Source organism: Skermanella rosea, from assembly GCF_016806835.2.
Taxonomy (GTDB): Bacteria; Pseudomonadota; Alphaproteobacteria; order Azospirillales; family Azospirillaceae; genus Skermanella; species Skermanella rosea.
On sequence record NZ_CP086111.1, the window covers coordinates 64,984 to 80,487 of the forward strand.

At 68.8% G+C, this 15,504-nt stretch carries 14 protein-coding genes; 10 read left to right on the forward strand and 4 right to left on the reverse strand.

Going from position 1 to position 15,504, the window contains the following annotated elements; translation table 11 throughout:
* The first annotated feature begins 104 nt into the window (after positions 1-104).
* Positions 105-995 (forward strand): LysR family transcriptional regulator, encoded by an 891-nt coding sequence (locus JL101_RS00275; RefSeq protein WP_202685032.1) that lies wholly within the window; start codon positions 105-107, stop codon positions 993-995.
* 291 nt (positions 996-1,286) lie between these two features.
* On the opposite strand, the gene JL101_RS00280 is transcribed toward JL101_RS00275, so the two are convergent.
* Positions 1,287-1,766, reverse strand: a complete 480-nt coding sequence (locus tag JL101_RS00280) for a cache domain-containing protein (RefSeq protein ID WP_203098684.1) — start codon at positions 1,764-1,766, stop codon at positions 1,287-1,289.
* 328 nt (positions 1,767-2,094) lie between these two features.
* On the opposite strand from JL101_RS00280, the gene JL101_RS00285 reads away from it, so the two are divergent.
* The 6 genes from JL101_RS00285 to msrP all read left to right on the forward strand — a co-directional run bounded on the left by JL101_RS00285 (position 2,095) and on the right by msrP (position 7,382).
* Positions 2,095-4,140: an elongation factor G gene (locus tag JL101_RS00285; RefSeq protein ID WP_203098685.1), complete on the forward strand. Its 2,046-nt coding sequence runs from the start codon at positions 2,095-2,097 to the stop codon at positions 4,138-4,140.
* A gap of 136 nt (positions 4,141-4,276) precedes the next feature.
* The gene (locus tag JL101_RS00290) at positions 4,277-4,483 is read left to right on the forward strand and encodes a TOBE domain-containing protein (RefSeq protein ID WP_203098686.1); all 207 of its coding nucleotides are present in this window, start codon (positions 4,277-4,279) and stop codon (positions 4,481-4,483) included.
* A gap of 253 nt (positions 4,484-4,736) precedes the next feature.
* Positions 4,737-5,243 (forward strand): Dps family protein, encoded by a 507-nt coding sequence (locus JL101_RS00295; protein WP_228435214.1) that lies wholly within the window; start codon positions 4,737-4,739, stop codon positions 5,241-5,243.
* An 82-nt stretch (positions 5,244-5,325) separates the two neighbouring features.
* Positions 5,326-5,607, forward strand: coding sequence for a hypothetical protein (locus tag JL101_RS00300; RefSeq protein WP_203098687.1), 282 nt, complete (start codon positions 5,326-5,328; stop codon positions 5,605-5,607).
* Between the two features lie 188 nt (positions 5,608-5,795).
* Positions 5,796-6,266: a Dps family protein gene (locus JL101_RS00305; protein ID WP_158043402.1), complete on the forward strand. Its 471-nt coding sequence runs from the start codon at positions 5,796-5,798 to the stop codon at positions 6,264-6,266.
* Between the two features lie 135 nt (positions 6,267-6,401).
* Positions 6,402-7,382 (forward strand): protein-methionine-sulfoxide reductase catalytic subunit MsrP, encoded by a 981-nt coding sequence (gene msrP / locus JL101_RS00310; protein ID WP_203098688.1) that lies wholly within the window; start codon positions 6,402-6,404, stop codon positions 7,380-7,382.
* A 13-nt stretch (positions 7,383-7,395) separates the two neighbouring features.
* Here msrP and JL101_RS00315 read toward each other — a convergent pair whose 3' ends face one another.
* The 3 genes from JL101_RS00315 to JL101_RS00325 are packed head-to-tail and all read right to left on the reverse strand — an operon-like array spanning position 7,396 to position 11,682.
* Positions 7,396-7,797 (reverse strand): hypothetical protein, encoded by a 402-nt coding sequence (locus JL101_RS00315; RefSeq protein WP_203098689.1) that lies wholly within the window; start codon positions 7,795-7,797, stop codon positions 7,396-7,398.
* Positions 7,794-8,180: a response regulator gene (locus tag JL101_RS00320; protein ID WP_203098690.1), complete on the reverse strand. Its 387-nt coding sequence runs from the start codon at positions 8,178-8,180 to the stop codon at positions 7,794-7,796. Before JL101_RS00320 ends, JL101_RS00315 begins: the two co-directional genes overlap by 4 nt.
* A 13-nt stretch (positions 8,181-8,193) precedes the next feature.
* Positions 8,194-11,682: an ATP-binding protein gene (locus JL101_RS00325; protein ID WP_203098691.1), complete on the reverse strand. Its 3,489-nt coding sequence runs from the start codon at positions 11,680-11,682 to the stop codon at positions 8,194-8,196.
* A 161-nt stretch (positions 11,683-11,843) separates the two neighbouring features.
* Between JL101_RS00325 and JL101_RS00330 the strand changes: the two genes are divergently transcribed.
* The 3 genes from JL101_RS00330 to JL101_RS00340 all read left to right on the forward strand — a co-directional run bounded on the left by JL101_RS00330 (position 11,844) and on the right by JL101_RS00340 (position 15,464).
* Positions 11,844-13,280 (forward strand): amidase, encoded by a 1,437-nt coding sequence (locus tag JL101_RS00330; RefSeq protein ID WP_203098692.1) that lies wholly within the window; start codon positions 11,844-11,846, stop codon positions 13,278-13,280.
* Positions 13,281-13,344: 64 nt separating this feature from the next.
* A complete protein-coding gene (locus JL101_RS00335; protein WP_203098693.1) occupies positions 13,345-14,124 on the forward strand; it encodes an SDR family oxidoreductase in 780 nt (259 codons plus the stop codon).
* A gap of 20 nt (positions 14,125-14,144) precedes the next feature.
* Entirely contained in the window at positions 14,145-15,464 is a 1,320-nt protein-coding gene (locus JL101_RS00340) for a tetratricopeptide repeat protein (protein ID WP_203098694.1), read from the forward strand.
* Positions 15,465-15,504 lie beyond the last annotated feature (40 nt).

Sequence of the window (15,504 nt, forward strand, 5' to 3'; positions counted from 1 at the left end):
CTTGATGTACGTCGCGGTATATCATCGTACGGTCTGCGCATTCCGCGGACCAAGATGATGCGACGGACGGACATCATTCCGCCCGCCGATGAACGGGACGTTTCATGGACTGGGATAAGCTTCGGGTCTTCCACGCCGTGGCCGAAGCCGGCAGCTTCACTCATGCCGGCGAAAGCCTGAATTTAAGTCAATCCGCAGTCAGCCGCCAGATCAGCGCGCTTGAGGAAAGCCTGAACGTGCCGCTGTTCCACCGGCATGCCCGCGGCCTGATCCTGACCGAGCAGGGCGACCTGCTCTACCAGACCGCGCGCGACGTCTTCGCCAAGCTGTCGATGACCGAGGCGATGCTGACGGAGAGCCGCGAGCACCCCAAGGGACCGCTGAAGATCACCACCACGGTGGCCTTCGGGACGACCTGGCTGACTCCGCGCGCCCGCGAGTTCCTGCAGATCTACCCGGAGATCCAGCTTTCCCTGCTGCTGGACGACACCGAGCTGGACCTGGGCATGCGCGAGGCGGACATCGCGATCCGCATGACCTCGCCGCGCCAGCCCGACCTGATCCAGCGTCACCTGATGACGATACGGTTCCATGTCTACGGCCATGTCAGCTATCTCAAGCGGAAGGGCGTGCCCAAGACGGTCCAGGAGTTGGACAACCATGACCTGATCGCCTACCCCTCGGACATGCGGGCGCCCATCACCAACATCAACTGGCTGCTGGACGCGGGCGATCCGCCCCAGGGGACCCGCAATCCCATCATGCGCGTCAACAATGTATACGCGATCTTCAAGGCGGTGGAGAGCGGTCTGGGCATGGCCGCCCTGCCGGATTACATGGTCGAGGGCAGCCGCGACATCGTGCGGGTGCTGCCCGAACTGAACGGCCCCACGGTCGAGACCTATTTCGTCTATGCCGAGGAACTGCGCCATTCCAAGCGCATCGCCGTGTTCCGTGACTTCCTGGTGCGCAAAGTGGCGGAGACGACGTTCTGAACAGATCGTTGCATATCAAAGCCATGCGGAGGTTGCATGGGCGCTTCCTCAAATCGTGCATGGAATTCGGGCAGCGGATGACCAAATAATCATCTGGCGGTGTTGCGATGCAATATCCGCTGTTTCGCTCCGGATCTCGGTCCGGGGTTGGGTCTTCGGACCCGCGTCTCCCAGACGTGAAGCCTCCCTGTTCAACTCGCCCGCAAGTCGTTCGATTTGCGGGCGTTCTTTTTGCGGGGAGGGGCGGCGTCCCGCCGCCCGTGTTGCGCGAGACGCGCACCCTTCATCGCCTTATTCGTAGATGCCTATATAGGCCACCAAATCCTTGCCCGGGACCCGCTTCACGAAGGATGTCTTGGGCTCGATGCGGTTGGATACCGGGTTGAGCCAGCGGTAGCTGACCCAGCCTTGGCCGCTTTCCTGCGCGACCTTCAGGATGTCCTTGACCATGAAGCGGCCGTCGGCGTCCTTCAAGTTGACCACGTTCTGGCCGACTCCGGCCGGGCGGGGCGGGTAGGCCAGCCATGTCCCGGTGAAATCGATCACGTTGACATAGATCTCCCCATAGCGGAATTCGCCGGCCCGGTTGAAGGACTCGCGGGCGGCCTCGATCCCCTGGGACTCGATCAGCGCGGAGGCCTTCAGCGTCAGCGCTTCCACCTCGTCGCGAGTCGGCTTGGCGGGGTCAGCGCCGGCAACGCCCGTCAGCATCAGGAGGATGGCCCCGACCAGGGCGATCCTGCCGCTCCATCCCGCGATGAACAAGCGCATGATTATTCCCCCGGTCGGGTTTGCTTCTGTCGCGAGCACAGCTATCGGTATTAACGACGGGACTGTCAACGGGGATAAGTGCCGCAGCCCGCCGGCAAGAATAGACAGAACATTTGGTATAGTTTGCAAAAGACATTGCCGGCGTGCGGGACTGTCGCATCACTTCGGCGGTGCAGCATGTTCTTTTTCGTGGACAGTCACCGGCGGCGGGAGGACGATCGATCGTACCGATACGCTAGCGGGTCGACGACGTCCACGGCCGTCGTTCCAAGACAGGCCGAGCCTGCGGACGCCCCCGATCCGTCAAAACGGTACTGGGAGGTTCCGAATGCCAAGCACCAGAATTGCGGGGCCACGTTGCGCCGCCCTCGTCGGCCCCTATCTCAGCGGCAAGACCACCTTGATGGAAAGCCTGCTGTTCGCGGCGGGCGCCGTCACCCGGAAAGGCACCGTCAAGGACGGCAACACCGTGGGCGACAGCGCGCCGGAAGCGCGCGCCCGCAAGATGAGCGTCGAGGTCGGGCTGGCCAGCGCCGACTATCTCGGCGAGCGATGGACGTTCCTCGACTGCCCCGGCTCGGTCGAGCTGTCCGCGGAGGGCCAGGCGGCCCTGATGGTCGCGGACGTCGCGGTCGTCGTGTGCGAGCCGACGGCGGACAAGGCGCCGATGCTGGCCCCCCTGTTCAAGTTCCTCGACGACAACGGCATTCCGCACATGCTGTTCGTCAACAAGGTGGATTCCATGGGCACCCAGGACGTCCGGGTGCGCGACCTGATGCAGGCGCTCCAGGCCGCCTCGGCCCGCCCGCTGGTGCTCCGCCAGGTGCCGATCCGCGAGGGCGACACGGTCACCGGCTGCGTCGACCTGGTCAGCGAACGGGCCTACCACTACAACCCCCACGCCCCTTCCAACCTGGTCCAGGTGCCCGACACGGTGCGCGAGCGCGAGCAGGCGGCCCGGCAGGAACTGCTGGAAGCGCTGGCCGATTTCGACGACAGCCTGCTGGAGCAGCTCCTGGAGGACGTGGCGCCGGACAAGGAGGAGGTTTATCGTCAACTCGCCAAGGACCTGGCGTCCGACCTGATCGTCCCGGTCTTCATCGGCTCGGCGGAGAACGACAACGGCGTCCGGCGTCTGCTGAAGGCGCTGCGCCACGAGACGCCCGAGGCCGCCGCGACGGCGGCCCGGCTGGAGATCCCCCTGTCCGCGGGCGCGGTGGCGCAGGTCTTCAAGACCTACCATGCGCCGCATGCCGGCAAGCTCAGCTTCTCCAGGGTCTGGAAGGGCGAGGTCACCGACGGCATGACCCTTGGCGGCGACCGGGTCAGCGGCATCTACCGCATGCACGGGCACGAGCAGCACAAGCAGCCGGCGGCGGGGACCGGCGAGGTCGTGGCGTTCGGCCGGATGGACCATGTGGCGACCGGCGACGTGCTCGACGACCAGGGCGGCCGGACCAGGGCGCCGCTGTGGCCGGCACCGCCGTCGCCGGTCTATTCCGCCGCGATCTCGGCCGAGCAGCGCAACGACGAGGTCAAGCTGAGCGCGGCGCTGGCCAAGCTGACCGAGGAGGACCCGTCCCTGTCGGTCAACCAGAACGCTGATACCGGCGAGATCGTGCTGTGGGGCCAGGGCGACATCCATCTCCAGCTCGCCATGGACCGCCTGCGCACCAAGTACAACCTGCCGGTCCGCTCGCGGGCGCCCCAGGTGGCCTACCGGGAGACGATCCGCAAGGGAACGGCGCAGCACGCCCGCTTCAAGCGTCAGACCGGCGGCCACGGCCAGTTCGCCGACGTGCATGTGGAGGTCAGGCCGCTGCCGCGCGGCGGCGGGTTCGTGTATGACGACAAGGTGGTCGGCGGCGTGGTGCCGCGCCAGTTCATACCGGCGGTGGAGGCCGGCGTGAGGGAATACCTGGCGCAGGGGCCGCTGGGCTTCCCGGTGGTCGATGTCGCGGTGACCCTGACCGGCGGGCAGTTCCACGCCGTGGACAGCAGCGAGCAGGCCTTCAAGACGGTCGGCCGCATGGCCATGGCCGAAGCGATGCCGAAATGCGATCCCGTGCTGCTGGAACCGATCCTGCAGGTGACCATCGCCGCTCCGACGGAGTTCACGCCCAAGGTGCAGCGGCTGATCACCGGCCGCCGGGGCCAGATCCTGGGCTTCGATGGGCGCGCCGGCTGGGACGGCTGGGACGAGGTCAAGGCCCTGATGCCGGAGGCGGAACTGCGCGACCTGATCGTCGAGCTCCGCTCGCTGACCCTGGGGCTGGGCATCTTCACCACCAGCTTCGACCATCTGGCGGAACTGACCGGGCGGCTGGCCGACCGGGCGGTCGAGATGCGCCAGTCGCTGGTGGCGGCGCAGTGACTCGGACCGGAATCCATACCCGATAGGGCGGGGAGAAGGCCCCCGCTCTTTCCGCTTGTATACAACGTTTGCCTTGCCACACTCTCCGCCCCGGCCGGCCATGTCCCGGACCGGCCTCATCGACGGAGAATTTCCCATGAACCTGAGCGCACGCAATCAACTGAAGGGTACCATCGTCGGCATCGACAAGGGGCCGGTCTCGGCCAAGGTCAAGATCGACATCGGCGGCGGCGTCACCGTCACATCGAGCATCACCACCGAGTCCGTCGATGAACTGGGCCTCGCGGCGGGTGACAGCGTCGTGGCGATCATCAAGTCCTCGGACGTCATGATCGGCAAGTGACCGGGACGGCGGGTCTGGCCCCTCCACGGGGGAGCGGGACCCGCCACGGTTCCGGAGCGCGGTTTCCGCGCCTGCGTCAAATATGCCGGGCCACGGCACTTTTTCCCCGATTTCTCGTTGAAGCAGGGAATTCCGCCCACCCACGGGCCCGCCGCGGCGAATGTGCCGCGACAGGGTTGACTTGGCCGAGGAGCGGTCAAGTTTGGATTGTCAGGGTGGATAAGCGAATCCACGATGTTTCAAGGAGAAGACCATGGCGTTCGAAAGTACGACCGCGCAGTCCCATGAGCCGATGGCCGTCCATACCGGCATTCCCGAAGACAAGCGGAAAGCACTGTCCGACGGCCTGGCGAAAGTATTGGCCGATACCTATACGCTTCTGGGCAAGACCCATGGCTTTCATTGGAACGTCACCGGCGCACAGTTCCATAGCCTCCACGAGATGTTCGAGGAGCAGTATACGGACCTGACCACCGCGGTCGACGAGATCGCCGAGCGCATCCGCGCCCTGGGCTATTTCGCGCCGGGCAGCCTCAGCCAGTTCCTGAAGCTGAGCACGATCGAGGACGAGCACGGCGTGCCGGACTCGCGCGGCATGCTGGAGCAGCTGGTGCGCGACAACGAGACCGTCACCCAGGCCTGCCGCGCCGTCGTCCAGATCTGCGACGAGGCCAACGACACCGTCACCGAGGACCTGATGAACCATCGCATGGACGCCCATGAAAAGGCGGCCTGGATGCTCCGCTCGTCCATGAGCTGATCGGGCGAGCCGTTCCGGCGGCCCGACCCCCCTGCCGCCGGCGGCATCCGACCGCCGGCGGCCGAAGGAACAGACGATTCCGATGCCGTTCTTCGTTCTGGAACCCGTGCTCCCCCTGGCCCGCAAATGGGAGCATTACCGCAAGACCCGCCGGCTGATCGTCCGCGCGCCGGACGAGGCGGGTGCGCGCAAGATCGCCGCCGACCAGGCCGAACTGGCGGGGCGCGAAGGAATGCACCTTCTGCTGCCCGAAGCCGACGAGGGCGAGACGCTGGCGAACCCCTGGCTCGACCCCGAGACGGCGGCCTGTGCGGCGCTCGACCCGGACGGCCCGCCCGAGGTGCTGAGCACCCAGGCCGACTGAGGATCCTGCGCCCTGCCGCAGCGCCGCGGTTCGGGTCGGACGGCACCGGCCCGGATCGTTCCGCCTTGCGTTCAGCGCATGCCACAAAGTTTGGAACGATTCTAAAAGACTGTTTGCCGGCTCGTGCCCGGACCCCCACATCTGTGATACGGATCAGGTTCCGATCCGGTTTTCCAGGGGGACGAATAATGCAGATCGATATTGGCATCGCCGAGAACGACCGTCGCGAGATCGCCGAAGGCTTGTCCCGGCTGCTGGCCGACACCTACACGCTCTATCTGAAGACCCACAGCTTCCACTGGAACGTGACCGGGCCTATGTTCAACACGCTGCATCTCATGTTCGAGACGCAGTACAACGAGCTGGCGCTGGCCGTGGACCTGATCGCCGAGCGCATCCGCGCCCTGGGCTTCCCGGCTCCCGGCAGCTACGCCCAGTACTCGGCCCTGACCTCGATCCAGGAAGCGACCGACGTGCCCAAGGCGGAGGAGATGATCCGCCAGCTGGTCGCCGGCCAGGAAGCGGTGGTGCGCACCGCGCGGTCGGTCTTCCCGGCCGCCGAGAAGGTCGGCGACGAGCCGACGGCCGACCTGCTGACCCAGCGCATGCAGCTCCACGAAAAGACCGCCTGGATGCTGCGCAGCATGCTGGAAGGCTGAAGCCCGCCGGGGTCCCGGTGATCGCGCGTCACGGCGCGATCACCCGAACTTGATTTGCAAGCGCACCGCTCCAAGGTCAAATCTGCACGCGACGGGTCCGCGGACCCGAACGGAGATTGCCGAGGAAGGAATGCCATGCTGATCCGATCCAGACGGGGGTGGGAGCTGCCGGACTCGGCGGCGACGCCCGAAGACGTCTTCCTCAGCCGGCGCAGCCTGCTGAAGGCCGCCGTGGCCGCCCCGGCCATCGCGGCGGCCGGTTCGATGCTGGGCGGTCCCGCGTTCGCGCAGACGGAGGTCGCGGCGGACGACCCTACCGCGGGTCTTTACCCGGTTCCGCGCAACGAACGCTTCACTCTGGACCGCGCGGTCACCGACCCGGCGGAATCCACCACCTACACCAATTTCTACGAGTTCGGCTCCCAGAAGAACATCTGGCGGGCGGCGCAGAAGCTGAAGCTGCGGCCCTGGACCGTGACGTTCGACGGCATGGTCGAGCAGGAGCAGACCGTCGATATCGACGCCCTGCTGAAGCGGATGCCGCTGGAGGAACGCCTCTACCGCCACCGCTGCGTCGAGGCCTGGTCGATGGCGGTGCCCTGGAGCGGCTTCCCCATGAAGGCCCTGGTCGATTTCGCCCGGCCGCTCGGCTCGGCGAAATACGTGGTGATGCGGACCTTCCAGGATCCCGGCATGGCGAGCGGGCAGCGCCAGTTCTGGTATCCCTGGCCCTATGTCGAGGGCCTGACCCTGGCCGAGGCGACCAACGAGCTGGCTTTCATGGTGACCGGCATGTACGGCAAGCCGGTGCCCAAGCAGAACGGCGCGCCGCTGCGGCTCGCGGTGCCGTGGAAATACGGGTTCAAGTCGATCAAGTCGATCGTCAGCTTCACCTTCACCGACCAGCGCCCGGTCAGCTTCTGGGAGCAGATCCAGGCCGCCGAGTACGGCTTCTGGGCCAACGTCAACCCCGAGGTGCCCCATCCCCGCTGGAGCCAGGCCAGGGAGCGGGTGCTGGGCACGGGCGAGATGGTGCCGACCCAGCTCTACAACGGGTACGGCGAGTACGTCGCGGATCTCTACAAGGACCTGGAGGGCGAGCGGCTGTACGTCTGAGCAGGGGGCGCCGTCACTCGGACCCGGATTCGACGCGGACCGCATCCAGGCAGGCCAGGATGGCGTCGCTGTCCTCGGCCATCGCCTCGGCGGCGCGGGCGGCCGGCCCGTCCGGCTCCAGCCCGTTGTCGGGAGCGCCCTCGACCAGCAGCTGGGCGCCGCCCTTGATCGCGTTCAGGCAATTGCGGATGGCGTGCCGGTGCGGCCGGCTCAGCAGGTCGGCCGGGGTGCCGGTGCCGGTCAACTCCTGGAGAGACTCGATCGAGACCGTGATGTAGCCCAGCATCTTGACGTCGTCCTCGTCGGTGATCGACGGTCCGGCCTCCGACACCCGGGCGCCGTGGGCGGCGATGCTCCCGGTCAGCCGCCGCAGTTCGCCGTGGGCCGCCTCGACGGTGAGCGGAACGCCGCTCATGACCCGTTCACCGCGGGAAAGCGGGCCAGCAGCGACTCGATCTTCGCCAGCAGGCGGTCGATGTCGACCGGCTTGGTCTCGAACTCGTCGCAGCCGGCCGCCATGGCGCGCTCCCGGTCCTCCGTCATGGCGTGCGCGGTCAGGGCCATCACCGGGATCGCGGAGGTCGCCGGGTCCGCCTTGATGGTCCGGGTCGCCTGCCAGCCGTCCATCACCGGCAGGCTCATGTCCATCAGGACGAGGTCGGGATGCTCGCGGATCGTCGTCTCCACTCCGGCGGCGCCGTCCACCGCCACGATCACCCGGAACCCGCGCCTTGCCAGGCGTCGCGACAGCATGTCGCGGTTCAGGTCATTGTCCTCGACGATCAGGATACAAGTCAATCGACGCCTCCCGTCACGGTCCCGCAAGATCGGCAAGTTCGCGGTCGGCCTGCTCCCCGACGATCAGCCGGCGGACCGTCCTGACCAGATCGTCCCGTTCATATGCACCTTTACGTAACACACGATCAACCTGCCCGTCCATTCGGACGGCCTGCTCCTCGTCCAGGTCCAGGGCGGTCACGACGACGATCGGGATGCCGTTCAGCCGGCCGTCGCCGCGCATCACCTCCAGCACCTGGAAGCCGTCCGGGGCCGGCATCCCGAGGTCCAGGACCACGACCAGCGGCCGGCCGGTCTGCATCCGGTCGAGCGCCGCCAGCCCGTCCTCGGCCTCGGCGACGGTGAAGCCGGCGCGCTCCAGGGTCCGGCGCAGAACGTCGCGGGCGGCGGCATCGTCGTCGACCACCAGCACGTCGCAGGCGTCGGAGCCGGCGACCTCCGCCGCGGGCATCGGGGTGCCGGTGAAGGCGACGCGGCGGATCGCCTCGGCGACGGCGTCGGCGGAAGCGGGTTTGGCCAGGCACTCGGCGGCGTCGGCCAGCAGGTTGAACGGGATCGGTTCCGAGCCCGACGGAACCAGCAGGATCTGCGGCGGACAGGCCATGCCGAATTCCCCGAGCAGGTTTTCCGGCAGCGACCGGCCGTCGCGGCAGCGCAGCTCCGCGTCCAGGACCAGGATGTCCGGCCGCAAGGCGCGGGCCATCCGCAGCCCCTCGGTCCCGCCGAAAGCGTGGAGCACCATCAGCGCGCCGGCCGAGGGATCGGCGGTCCGCAGGCGTTCCACCGCGCCGTCCACCCCGTCGTGCAGGGCGGGGTCGTCGCCGATCATCAGCACGCGGATGGACCGGCCGGGTGCCGCCGGGGCCGGTTCCGCGAGGGCGGCATCCGGCCGGGGCTCCTCGGCCGCCGGTGCCGGCGCGAGGGTTTCCGCCGGCAGGGTGATGGTGAAGGTGCTGCCCTTGCCCGGCTCGCTCGACACGTTGATCCGGGCGCCCAGCATGTCGGCGAAATGCCGGCTGATCGCCAGCCCCAGCCCGGTCCCGCCGTAGCGCCGCGTGGTCGAGGCGTCGGCCTGGGTGAAGCGGCGGAACAGCCGGCTGAGCTGCTCCGGCGTCATGCCGATGCCGGTGTCGCTCACCGTGAACTCCACGGCGGGGGCCGGCGTGCGGATAATGCGGGCCGCGACGCGGATGACCCCGCCGGAGGTGAACTTGCAGGCGTTGCCCACCAGGTTCAGCAGCATCTGCCGAAGCTTGGTCTGGTCGGACAGGATGATTCCCAGGAGGGGGCCGTCATCCACCTCGATCCGGTTGCCGTTGGCGTCCGCCAGGGGAGTCGAGATCGCCCGCACTTCCTCGACAAGCCGGTCGGCGTCGAACGGGGCGATGTCGACCGACATGCGGCCGGCCTCGATCTTGGACAGGTCGAGGATGTCGTTGATCAGGGACAGCAGGTGCTTGCCGCTGGAGCGGATCTTCTCGAGGTCGGGAACGTAGGCCTCGTCGCCCCGGTCCCCGGCGTCCTCGGCCAGCATCTCGGCATAGCCGATGATCGCGTTCAGCGGGGTGCGCAGCTCGTGGCTCATGTTGGCCAGGAATTCCGACTTGCTGCGGTCGGCCGCCTCGGCCTGCTCCTTGGCGCGGCGCAGGGTGTCGGCGGCGCGCTGGGCCTCGGTCACGTCGAAGAAGGTGCCGACCATGCCGGCCTCCGAGCCGTCCGCCCCGCGGAAGGCGGCCTCGCCGACCATCACCGTGCGTTCCTCGCCCTCCGCCGCATCGTGAAGGACCGCCTCGTACTGGCGGATCCGGCCGCCGTCCGGGTCCTCCTCCGGTCCGCCGCCCCGGCCGGCGGCCCAGGCGTCGCGGGCGAACTGCACCGCCGCCTCCCCGAACAGGTCGGCCGGGGTCCGTCCCGCCACCCGGTCGCGCGGCACCCCGGCGAACGCGGCGAAATGGCCGTTGCAACCGATATAGCGGCCGGACGGGTCGAGCATGAACAGGGGCACCGGCACGGTATCGAGCATGGTCGCCAGCAGGCGGTTGCGCGCCTCCAGCGTGCCGGTGGTCGCGGCGATGGCCCGCCGGTGGTCGGCCAGCCGGTGCCCCATCGCGACGATGCGGTCGACGGTCCGCTCCAGCTCCAGGATGCCGGAGCGGGGCGCCTGCTCCAGGTCCTGGCCGGCGCCGATCCGATCGGTGATCGCGTCGACTTCGGCCAGCGGGCGGGAGATCGCCCGGCTCATGCCCTGGGCGCGCCGGTACAGCATGGCGAAGAAGCCGGCATAGAACAGGGTCACCGCCGCGATCAGCATCAGGCCGATGCGGTCGAACCGGTCCTTCAGCGCCGTCGCGTCGGCGAAGATGCTGCTCTCCGGCGCCAGCACCAGCAGCCTCCAGCCGGTCTCGCCGATGGTCGCCCAGGAAGCCAGGCGCGAACCGCCGCCGTCCCCGCCCAGGGCGAGGGTGCCGGCCCCGGAGCCCGAGGCTCCGACCAGGGCCGCGAGCGGGGCCAGGTCGGGCCGCCGGAAGATGTTGAAGTCGTCCGGCTTGAAGGTGTCGGCCATGATGGCCTTGTCGTAGTGGTGCTCGGTCAGTTCGGTCAGCCCGAAATCGCGCTCGGCGGCGGGCGGCACGGCCAGGAGCACCCCGTCGCGGTTGAGCAGGACCGCGTAGCCGTCCCAGGGCAGCTGCAGCCCGGCGATCCGTTCGACGAACCGGCCCACAGTGACGTCCACGCCGACCACGCCTTCCAGCACGCCGTCCGCATAGGCCGGCGCTATGGCCGACGCCATCCAGCCGCTGCCCGCCGGATCGACATAGACATCCGTCCAGACCGTCCGGCGGTCCGGATTATGGGCGGCATCCGCCTCGTAGTAGAAGTTGAAGGACGGAATGTCCATCAGCTCGGCATACTGGCCGGACACGTCGAAATACGGGTAGATCCGGTTGAGGCTGTCCCGGGTGTTGAGATAGGCCTGGGCGATCAGCGGATTGGTCTGCTGCAGGTTCTTCAGGAACGGGTCGAGCTGCGACAGCCGGAGCGCCTTCGCCCGCTCCGCCTCGCCTACCGGCACGATGCCGCTGTAGAAGGCCGCACCCTGGCCGATGTCGCGCGTGGTGTACCAGGAGCCCTGCGGCCCGTAGGCGTAGCGCTCGACCTCCTCGGGCGGCGCCTGCCAGGGCGTGCGGTAGGCCAGCTCCGCCTGACGCGCGAGCAGGGAGGTCGCGGAGCTGATCCCGGCCAGGGTCGCGTTCAGCGTCTCCGCCTCCTGCCGGGCGGTGCGGGTCAGCTGGTCGCGGGCGACGGCGCGCATCGCCTCCAGGTTCTCGTCCCGGATCAGGGCGTTGGAGAACAGGTAGATCCCGATCAGCGCCAGCTCGACGAACAGCAGCGGTATCAGCGCGGTGCGCAGGTAGGAGCGCCAGATCCAGCCCAGCAGCGACTGCGGTGCGGCTTTCGCCTCCCCGGGGGAGGGCGCCGGGGTCCGGCTGGCATGGGGCATGTCGGTGATCCTGACCGCGGAACGCGACTGAAAAGGCTAACACGAAAGATCCGGAGCGCCAATTTCACCAAATTGCCGGGACTTCGCAAGGCGTGATTGATAGACAGCGTAGCAAGGGCACGCGAACCGGCCCCCGGGGCCGGCAGAAAAGAGGAAACGTGATGACTTCCCAGGACCTGTGCGATCTCGACGCCGTCACCCTCCGCCGGATGATCGGACGCAAGGAGATATCCCCGCGCGAGCTGGTGGACGCCTGCATCCGCCGAATCGAGGCCGTGGACCCCACGGTGAACGCCCTGGTCAGCCGCTGCTTCGACCGGGCGCGGATGGAAGCCGCCGAGGCCGAGGCGGCCGTCATGGGCGGCGGTCCGCTGGGTCCGCTGCACGGGCTGCCGATCGGCATCAAGGACCTCAGCGACACCGGCGGCGTGCGGACCACCTACGGCTCCCGGCTCTATGCCGACCATGTCCCGGCGGAGGACGAGCGGGTCGTCGCCGCGGTGCGCCGGGCCGGCGCCATCGTGCTGGGCAAGACCAACACGCCGGAGTTCGGCACCGGCGCCAATACCCGGAACGCCGTGTTCGGCGCGACCCGCAACCCGTTCGACCCCGCCCGCACCTGCGGCGGTTCGTCCGGCGGCTCCGCGGTGGCGCTGGCCTGCGGCATGGTCCCGCTCGCCACCGGCTCCGACCATGGCGGCAGCCTGCGCACGCCGGCCGCCTTCTGCGGCATCACCGGCTACCGCCCGTCGCCCGGCATGGTCCCCAGCGAGCGCCGGGGCATCGCCTGGTCGCCGTCGTCGGTGGACGGCCCGATGGGCAGGACCGTCGCCGACACCGCCCTGCTGATGTCGGCCATGGCCGGCACCGACCCGCGCGACCCGTTGCCCGGCTGCGCCGATCCGTCGGCCTTCCTGACCCTGCCGGAGGTGGACACGGCGTCGTTGCGCGTCGCGGTGTCGGAGGACCTGGGCTTCGCGCCGGTGGACGACGGCATCCGCGCCACCTTCCGGGCCGCGGTCGCGCGGATGTCCGGCGCGTTCGGCAGCGTTACGGAAGAGGGGCCGGACCTCGCCGGGATCGACACGGTGTTCGAGATCCTGCGCTCGGTCATCTTCGTCGGGTCCCACCGGGAAAAGTTCGAGAAGCACCGCGACGCCCTGGCGCCCAACGTGGTCGCCAACATGGAATCGGCCCTCAAGCTCGACATCCGCGACGTCGCCTGGGCCATGTCAGAGCAGACCCGGTACTTCAGCCGGTTCGTGGCCTTCATGGAGGGGGTCGACGTGCTGATCTGCCCCGCGGTGGCGGTCCCGCCCTTCCCGGTCGAGCAGTGGTACCCGGAGACGATCAACGGGGCGCCGACCCGGAACTACATGCACTGGCTCGCCATCACCTACGGCTTGACGGTACTGAGCCACCCGATCGTCGTGGTGCCTTGCGGGCTGGACGCGACCGGGACGCCGTTCGGCATCCAGATCTGCGGCCGGTACGGCGCCGACCGCGCCGTGCTCGGCGTCGCCCGGGCGATCGAGCGTCTGCTGGCCGGAATTCCCGGGCTGGAGCGGCCGGTGCCGGGCTTGGCAAAGACCCCATAGCTCCGTATGGTTCCTGCGGCCCCCAAGCCTCACGCTGCCGGCCCGAAGCCGCAAGGAGACCTCCATGACGGAAGAGACGCGCGTCGCCCTGGTGACAGGAGCCAGCCGGGGGATCGGCAAGGCCATCGCCACCGCGCTGGCCGAAGCCGGCTTCGACCTGCTGATCACCTCCAGGACGGCGACCGCGCTGGAAACCCTGGCGAGCCACCTTGCCCGCGAGACCGGCCAGCGGATCGAGATCCTGCACGGCGACCTGCGCGAGCCGGAACTTCCCGAGACGCTGGTCGAGACCGCGGTGGACCTGTTCGGCCGGCTCGACCTGCTGGTCAACAATGCCGGGGCGACCAAGCGCGGACCGTTCCTGGACCTGTCGGAAGATGACTGGCAGGACGGGTTCGCGCTGAAATTCTTCGGCGCGGTCCGGCTGGCCCGGGAGTCCTGGCCCCATCTGAAGCGGACCGGGGGGCAGGTGATCAACATCATCGGCTCGGGCGGCCGGACCCCGACGGCGGAATTCACCATCGGCGGCTCGGTCAATGCCGGGCTGATGAACTTCACCAAGGCGCTTGCCGACCTGGGGCTGGCCGACGGCGTCCGGGTCAACGGCATCAATCCCGGACCGATCCGGACCGAGCGGCTGGAAACCCGCATCCGCCAGTTCGCCCAGTCCCACGGCATCGACACGGAGGAGGCGGCCAGCCGGATGGTGCAGGCCCAGAAGGTAATGCGGTTCGGCGAGCCGGACGAGATCGCCTCGGTCGTGACGTTCCTGGCGGGGGAGGGCGGCGAGTTCATCCACGGCGCCCTGATCGACGTGGACGGCGGCTCGACCAAGGGCCTCTGAGCCGGCCGGGGGAGGGCGTCATGAGGGACCGGCGGGGCGAGCCCCTTTCGACGGACGATCCCGCGTCGGGGGAGCGGCTCGACGCGGCGGTCGCGCTGATGAACGGCTACTTCACCGACCCGCTGGCGGTGATCGATCGGGCGCTGGAGGAGCGCCCCGATTTCGTCATGGGCCACTGCTTCCGTGCCGGGCTGCTGCTGATCGCTGCGCAGAAGTCGGTCGAGCCGGAGCTTCGCCGCAGCGTCGAGGCGGCGGAGGCGCTGGCGGGAACGGCCAACGACAGGGAGCGCGGCCACATCGCCGCCGCGCGGGCCTGGCTGGACGGCGATTTCCACCGCACGCCGGAACTCTACGGGCGGGTGCTGGAGGATCATCCCGGCGATCTGGCGGCCCTCCAGTTCGCCCACCAGTGCGATTTCTTCGTCGGCGACGCGGCGGCGCTCCGCGACCGGCCCGCCGGGGTGCTGGCGCGGTGCGATCCGGACCTGCCCGGCCATGGCTTCGTGCTGGGCATGCACGCCTTCGGGCTGGAGGAGAACAGGGACTTCGCCGCGGCGGAGGAGCAGGGGCGCCGGGCGGTCGAGCTGATCCCGCGCAATCCCTGGGCGATCCACGCCGTCGCCCACGTGATGGAGATGCAGGGCCGCTCCGGCGAGGGCATCGCCTGGATGAGGGATCGCGAAGCGGATTGGGCGCCGGACAACCTGCTGGCGGTCCATAACTGGTGGCACCTAGCGCTCCACCATCTCGACCGCTGCGAGACCGGGGCCGTGCTGGAGATCTACGACCGCCATGTCCGGCCCCGGCCGGAGGCGATCGGTCTTGAACTGTCCGACGCCACGGCGCTGCTGTGGCGGCTGCACCTGGCCGGGATCGACGCCGGCGACCGCTGGCGCGAGGTCGCCGACGGGTGGGAGCCGATGGCCGGCGACGGCTACTACGCCTTCAACGACATGCACGCGATGATGGCCTTCGTCGCGGCGGGGCGCGAGCAGTCCGCCGCCCGGCTGGCCGCCGCCCTGGCCGATCGGGGGGCAGGGACCGGCACCAACGCCGCGATGACGCGGGATGTCGGGCTGCCGGCTTGCCTGGGACTGCTGGCGTTCGGGCGGGGCGATTATGCCGCCGCGACGGACCTGCTGCTGCCCCTGCCGGCGATCTCCCGCCGCTTCGGCGGCAGCGACGCCCAGCGCGACGTCATCGCCTTGACCCTGCTGGAGGCGGCGCAGCGGGCCGGCCGGACGGAGACCGCGCGGGACTTGGCGGCACGGCGGATCGAGCTGAAGCCCCGCAGCGCGTTCACCCGGCTGGTCACGGAAAAACGCCTGAACCTTGGGTGAGCAAGCCCGTTCCCCGGAGGATCGCACACACAGGACCTCT

Coding starts and splice junctions, on each gene's coding strand:
- JL101_RS00275 (WP_202685032.1), top strand. CDS start 105: ATGGACTGGGATAAGCTTCGGGTCTTCCACGCCGTGGCCGAAGCCGGC.
- JL101_RS00280 (WP_203098684.1), bottom strand. CDS start 1,766: ATGCGCTTGTTCATCGCGGGATGGAGCGGCAGGATCGCCCTGGTCGGG.
- JL101_RS00285 (WP_203098685.1), top strand. CDS start 2,095: ATGCCAAGCACCAGAATTGCGGGGCCACGTTGCGCCGCCCTCGTCGGC.
- JL101_RS00290 (WP_203098686.1), top strand. CDS start 4,277: ATGAACCTGAGCGCACGCAATCAACTGAAGGGTACCATCGTCGGCATC.
- JL101_RS00295 (WP_228435214.1), top strand. CDS start 4,737: ATGGCGTTCGAAAGTACGACCGCGCAGTCCCATGAGCCGATGGCCGTC.
- JL101_RS00300 (WP_203098687.1), top strand. CDS start 5,326: ATGCCGTTCTTCGTTCTGGAACCCGTGCTCCCCCTGGCCCGCAAATGG.
- JL101_RS00305 (WP_158043402.1), top strand. CDS start 5,796: ATGCAGATCGATATTGGCATCGCCGAGAACGACCGTCGCGAGATCGCC.
- msrP (WP_203098688.1), top strand. CDS start 6,402: ATGCTGATCCGATCCAGACGGGGGTGGGAGCTGCCGGACTCGGCGGCG.
- JL101_RS00315 (WP_203098689.1), bottom strand. CDS start 7,797: ATGAGCGGCGTTCCGCTCACCGTCGAGGCGGCCCACGGCGAACTGCGG.
- JL101_RS00325 (WP_203098691.1), bottom strand. CDS start 11,682: ATGCCCCATGCCAGCCGGACCCCGGCGCCCTCCCCCGGGGAGGCGAAA.
- JL101_RS00330 (WP_203098692.1), top strand. CDS start 11,844: ATGACTTCCCAGGACCTGTGCGATCTCGACGCCGTCACCCTCCGCCGG.
- JL101_RS00335 (WP_203098693.1), top strand. CDS start 13,345: ATGACGGAAGAGACGCGCGTCGCCCTGGTGACAGGAGCCAGCCGGGGG.
- JL101_RS00340 (WP_203098694.1), top strand. CDS start 14,145: ATGAGGGACCGGCGGGGCGAGCCCCTTTCGACGGACGATCCCGCGTCG.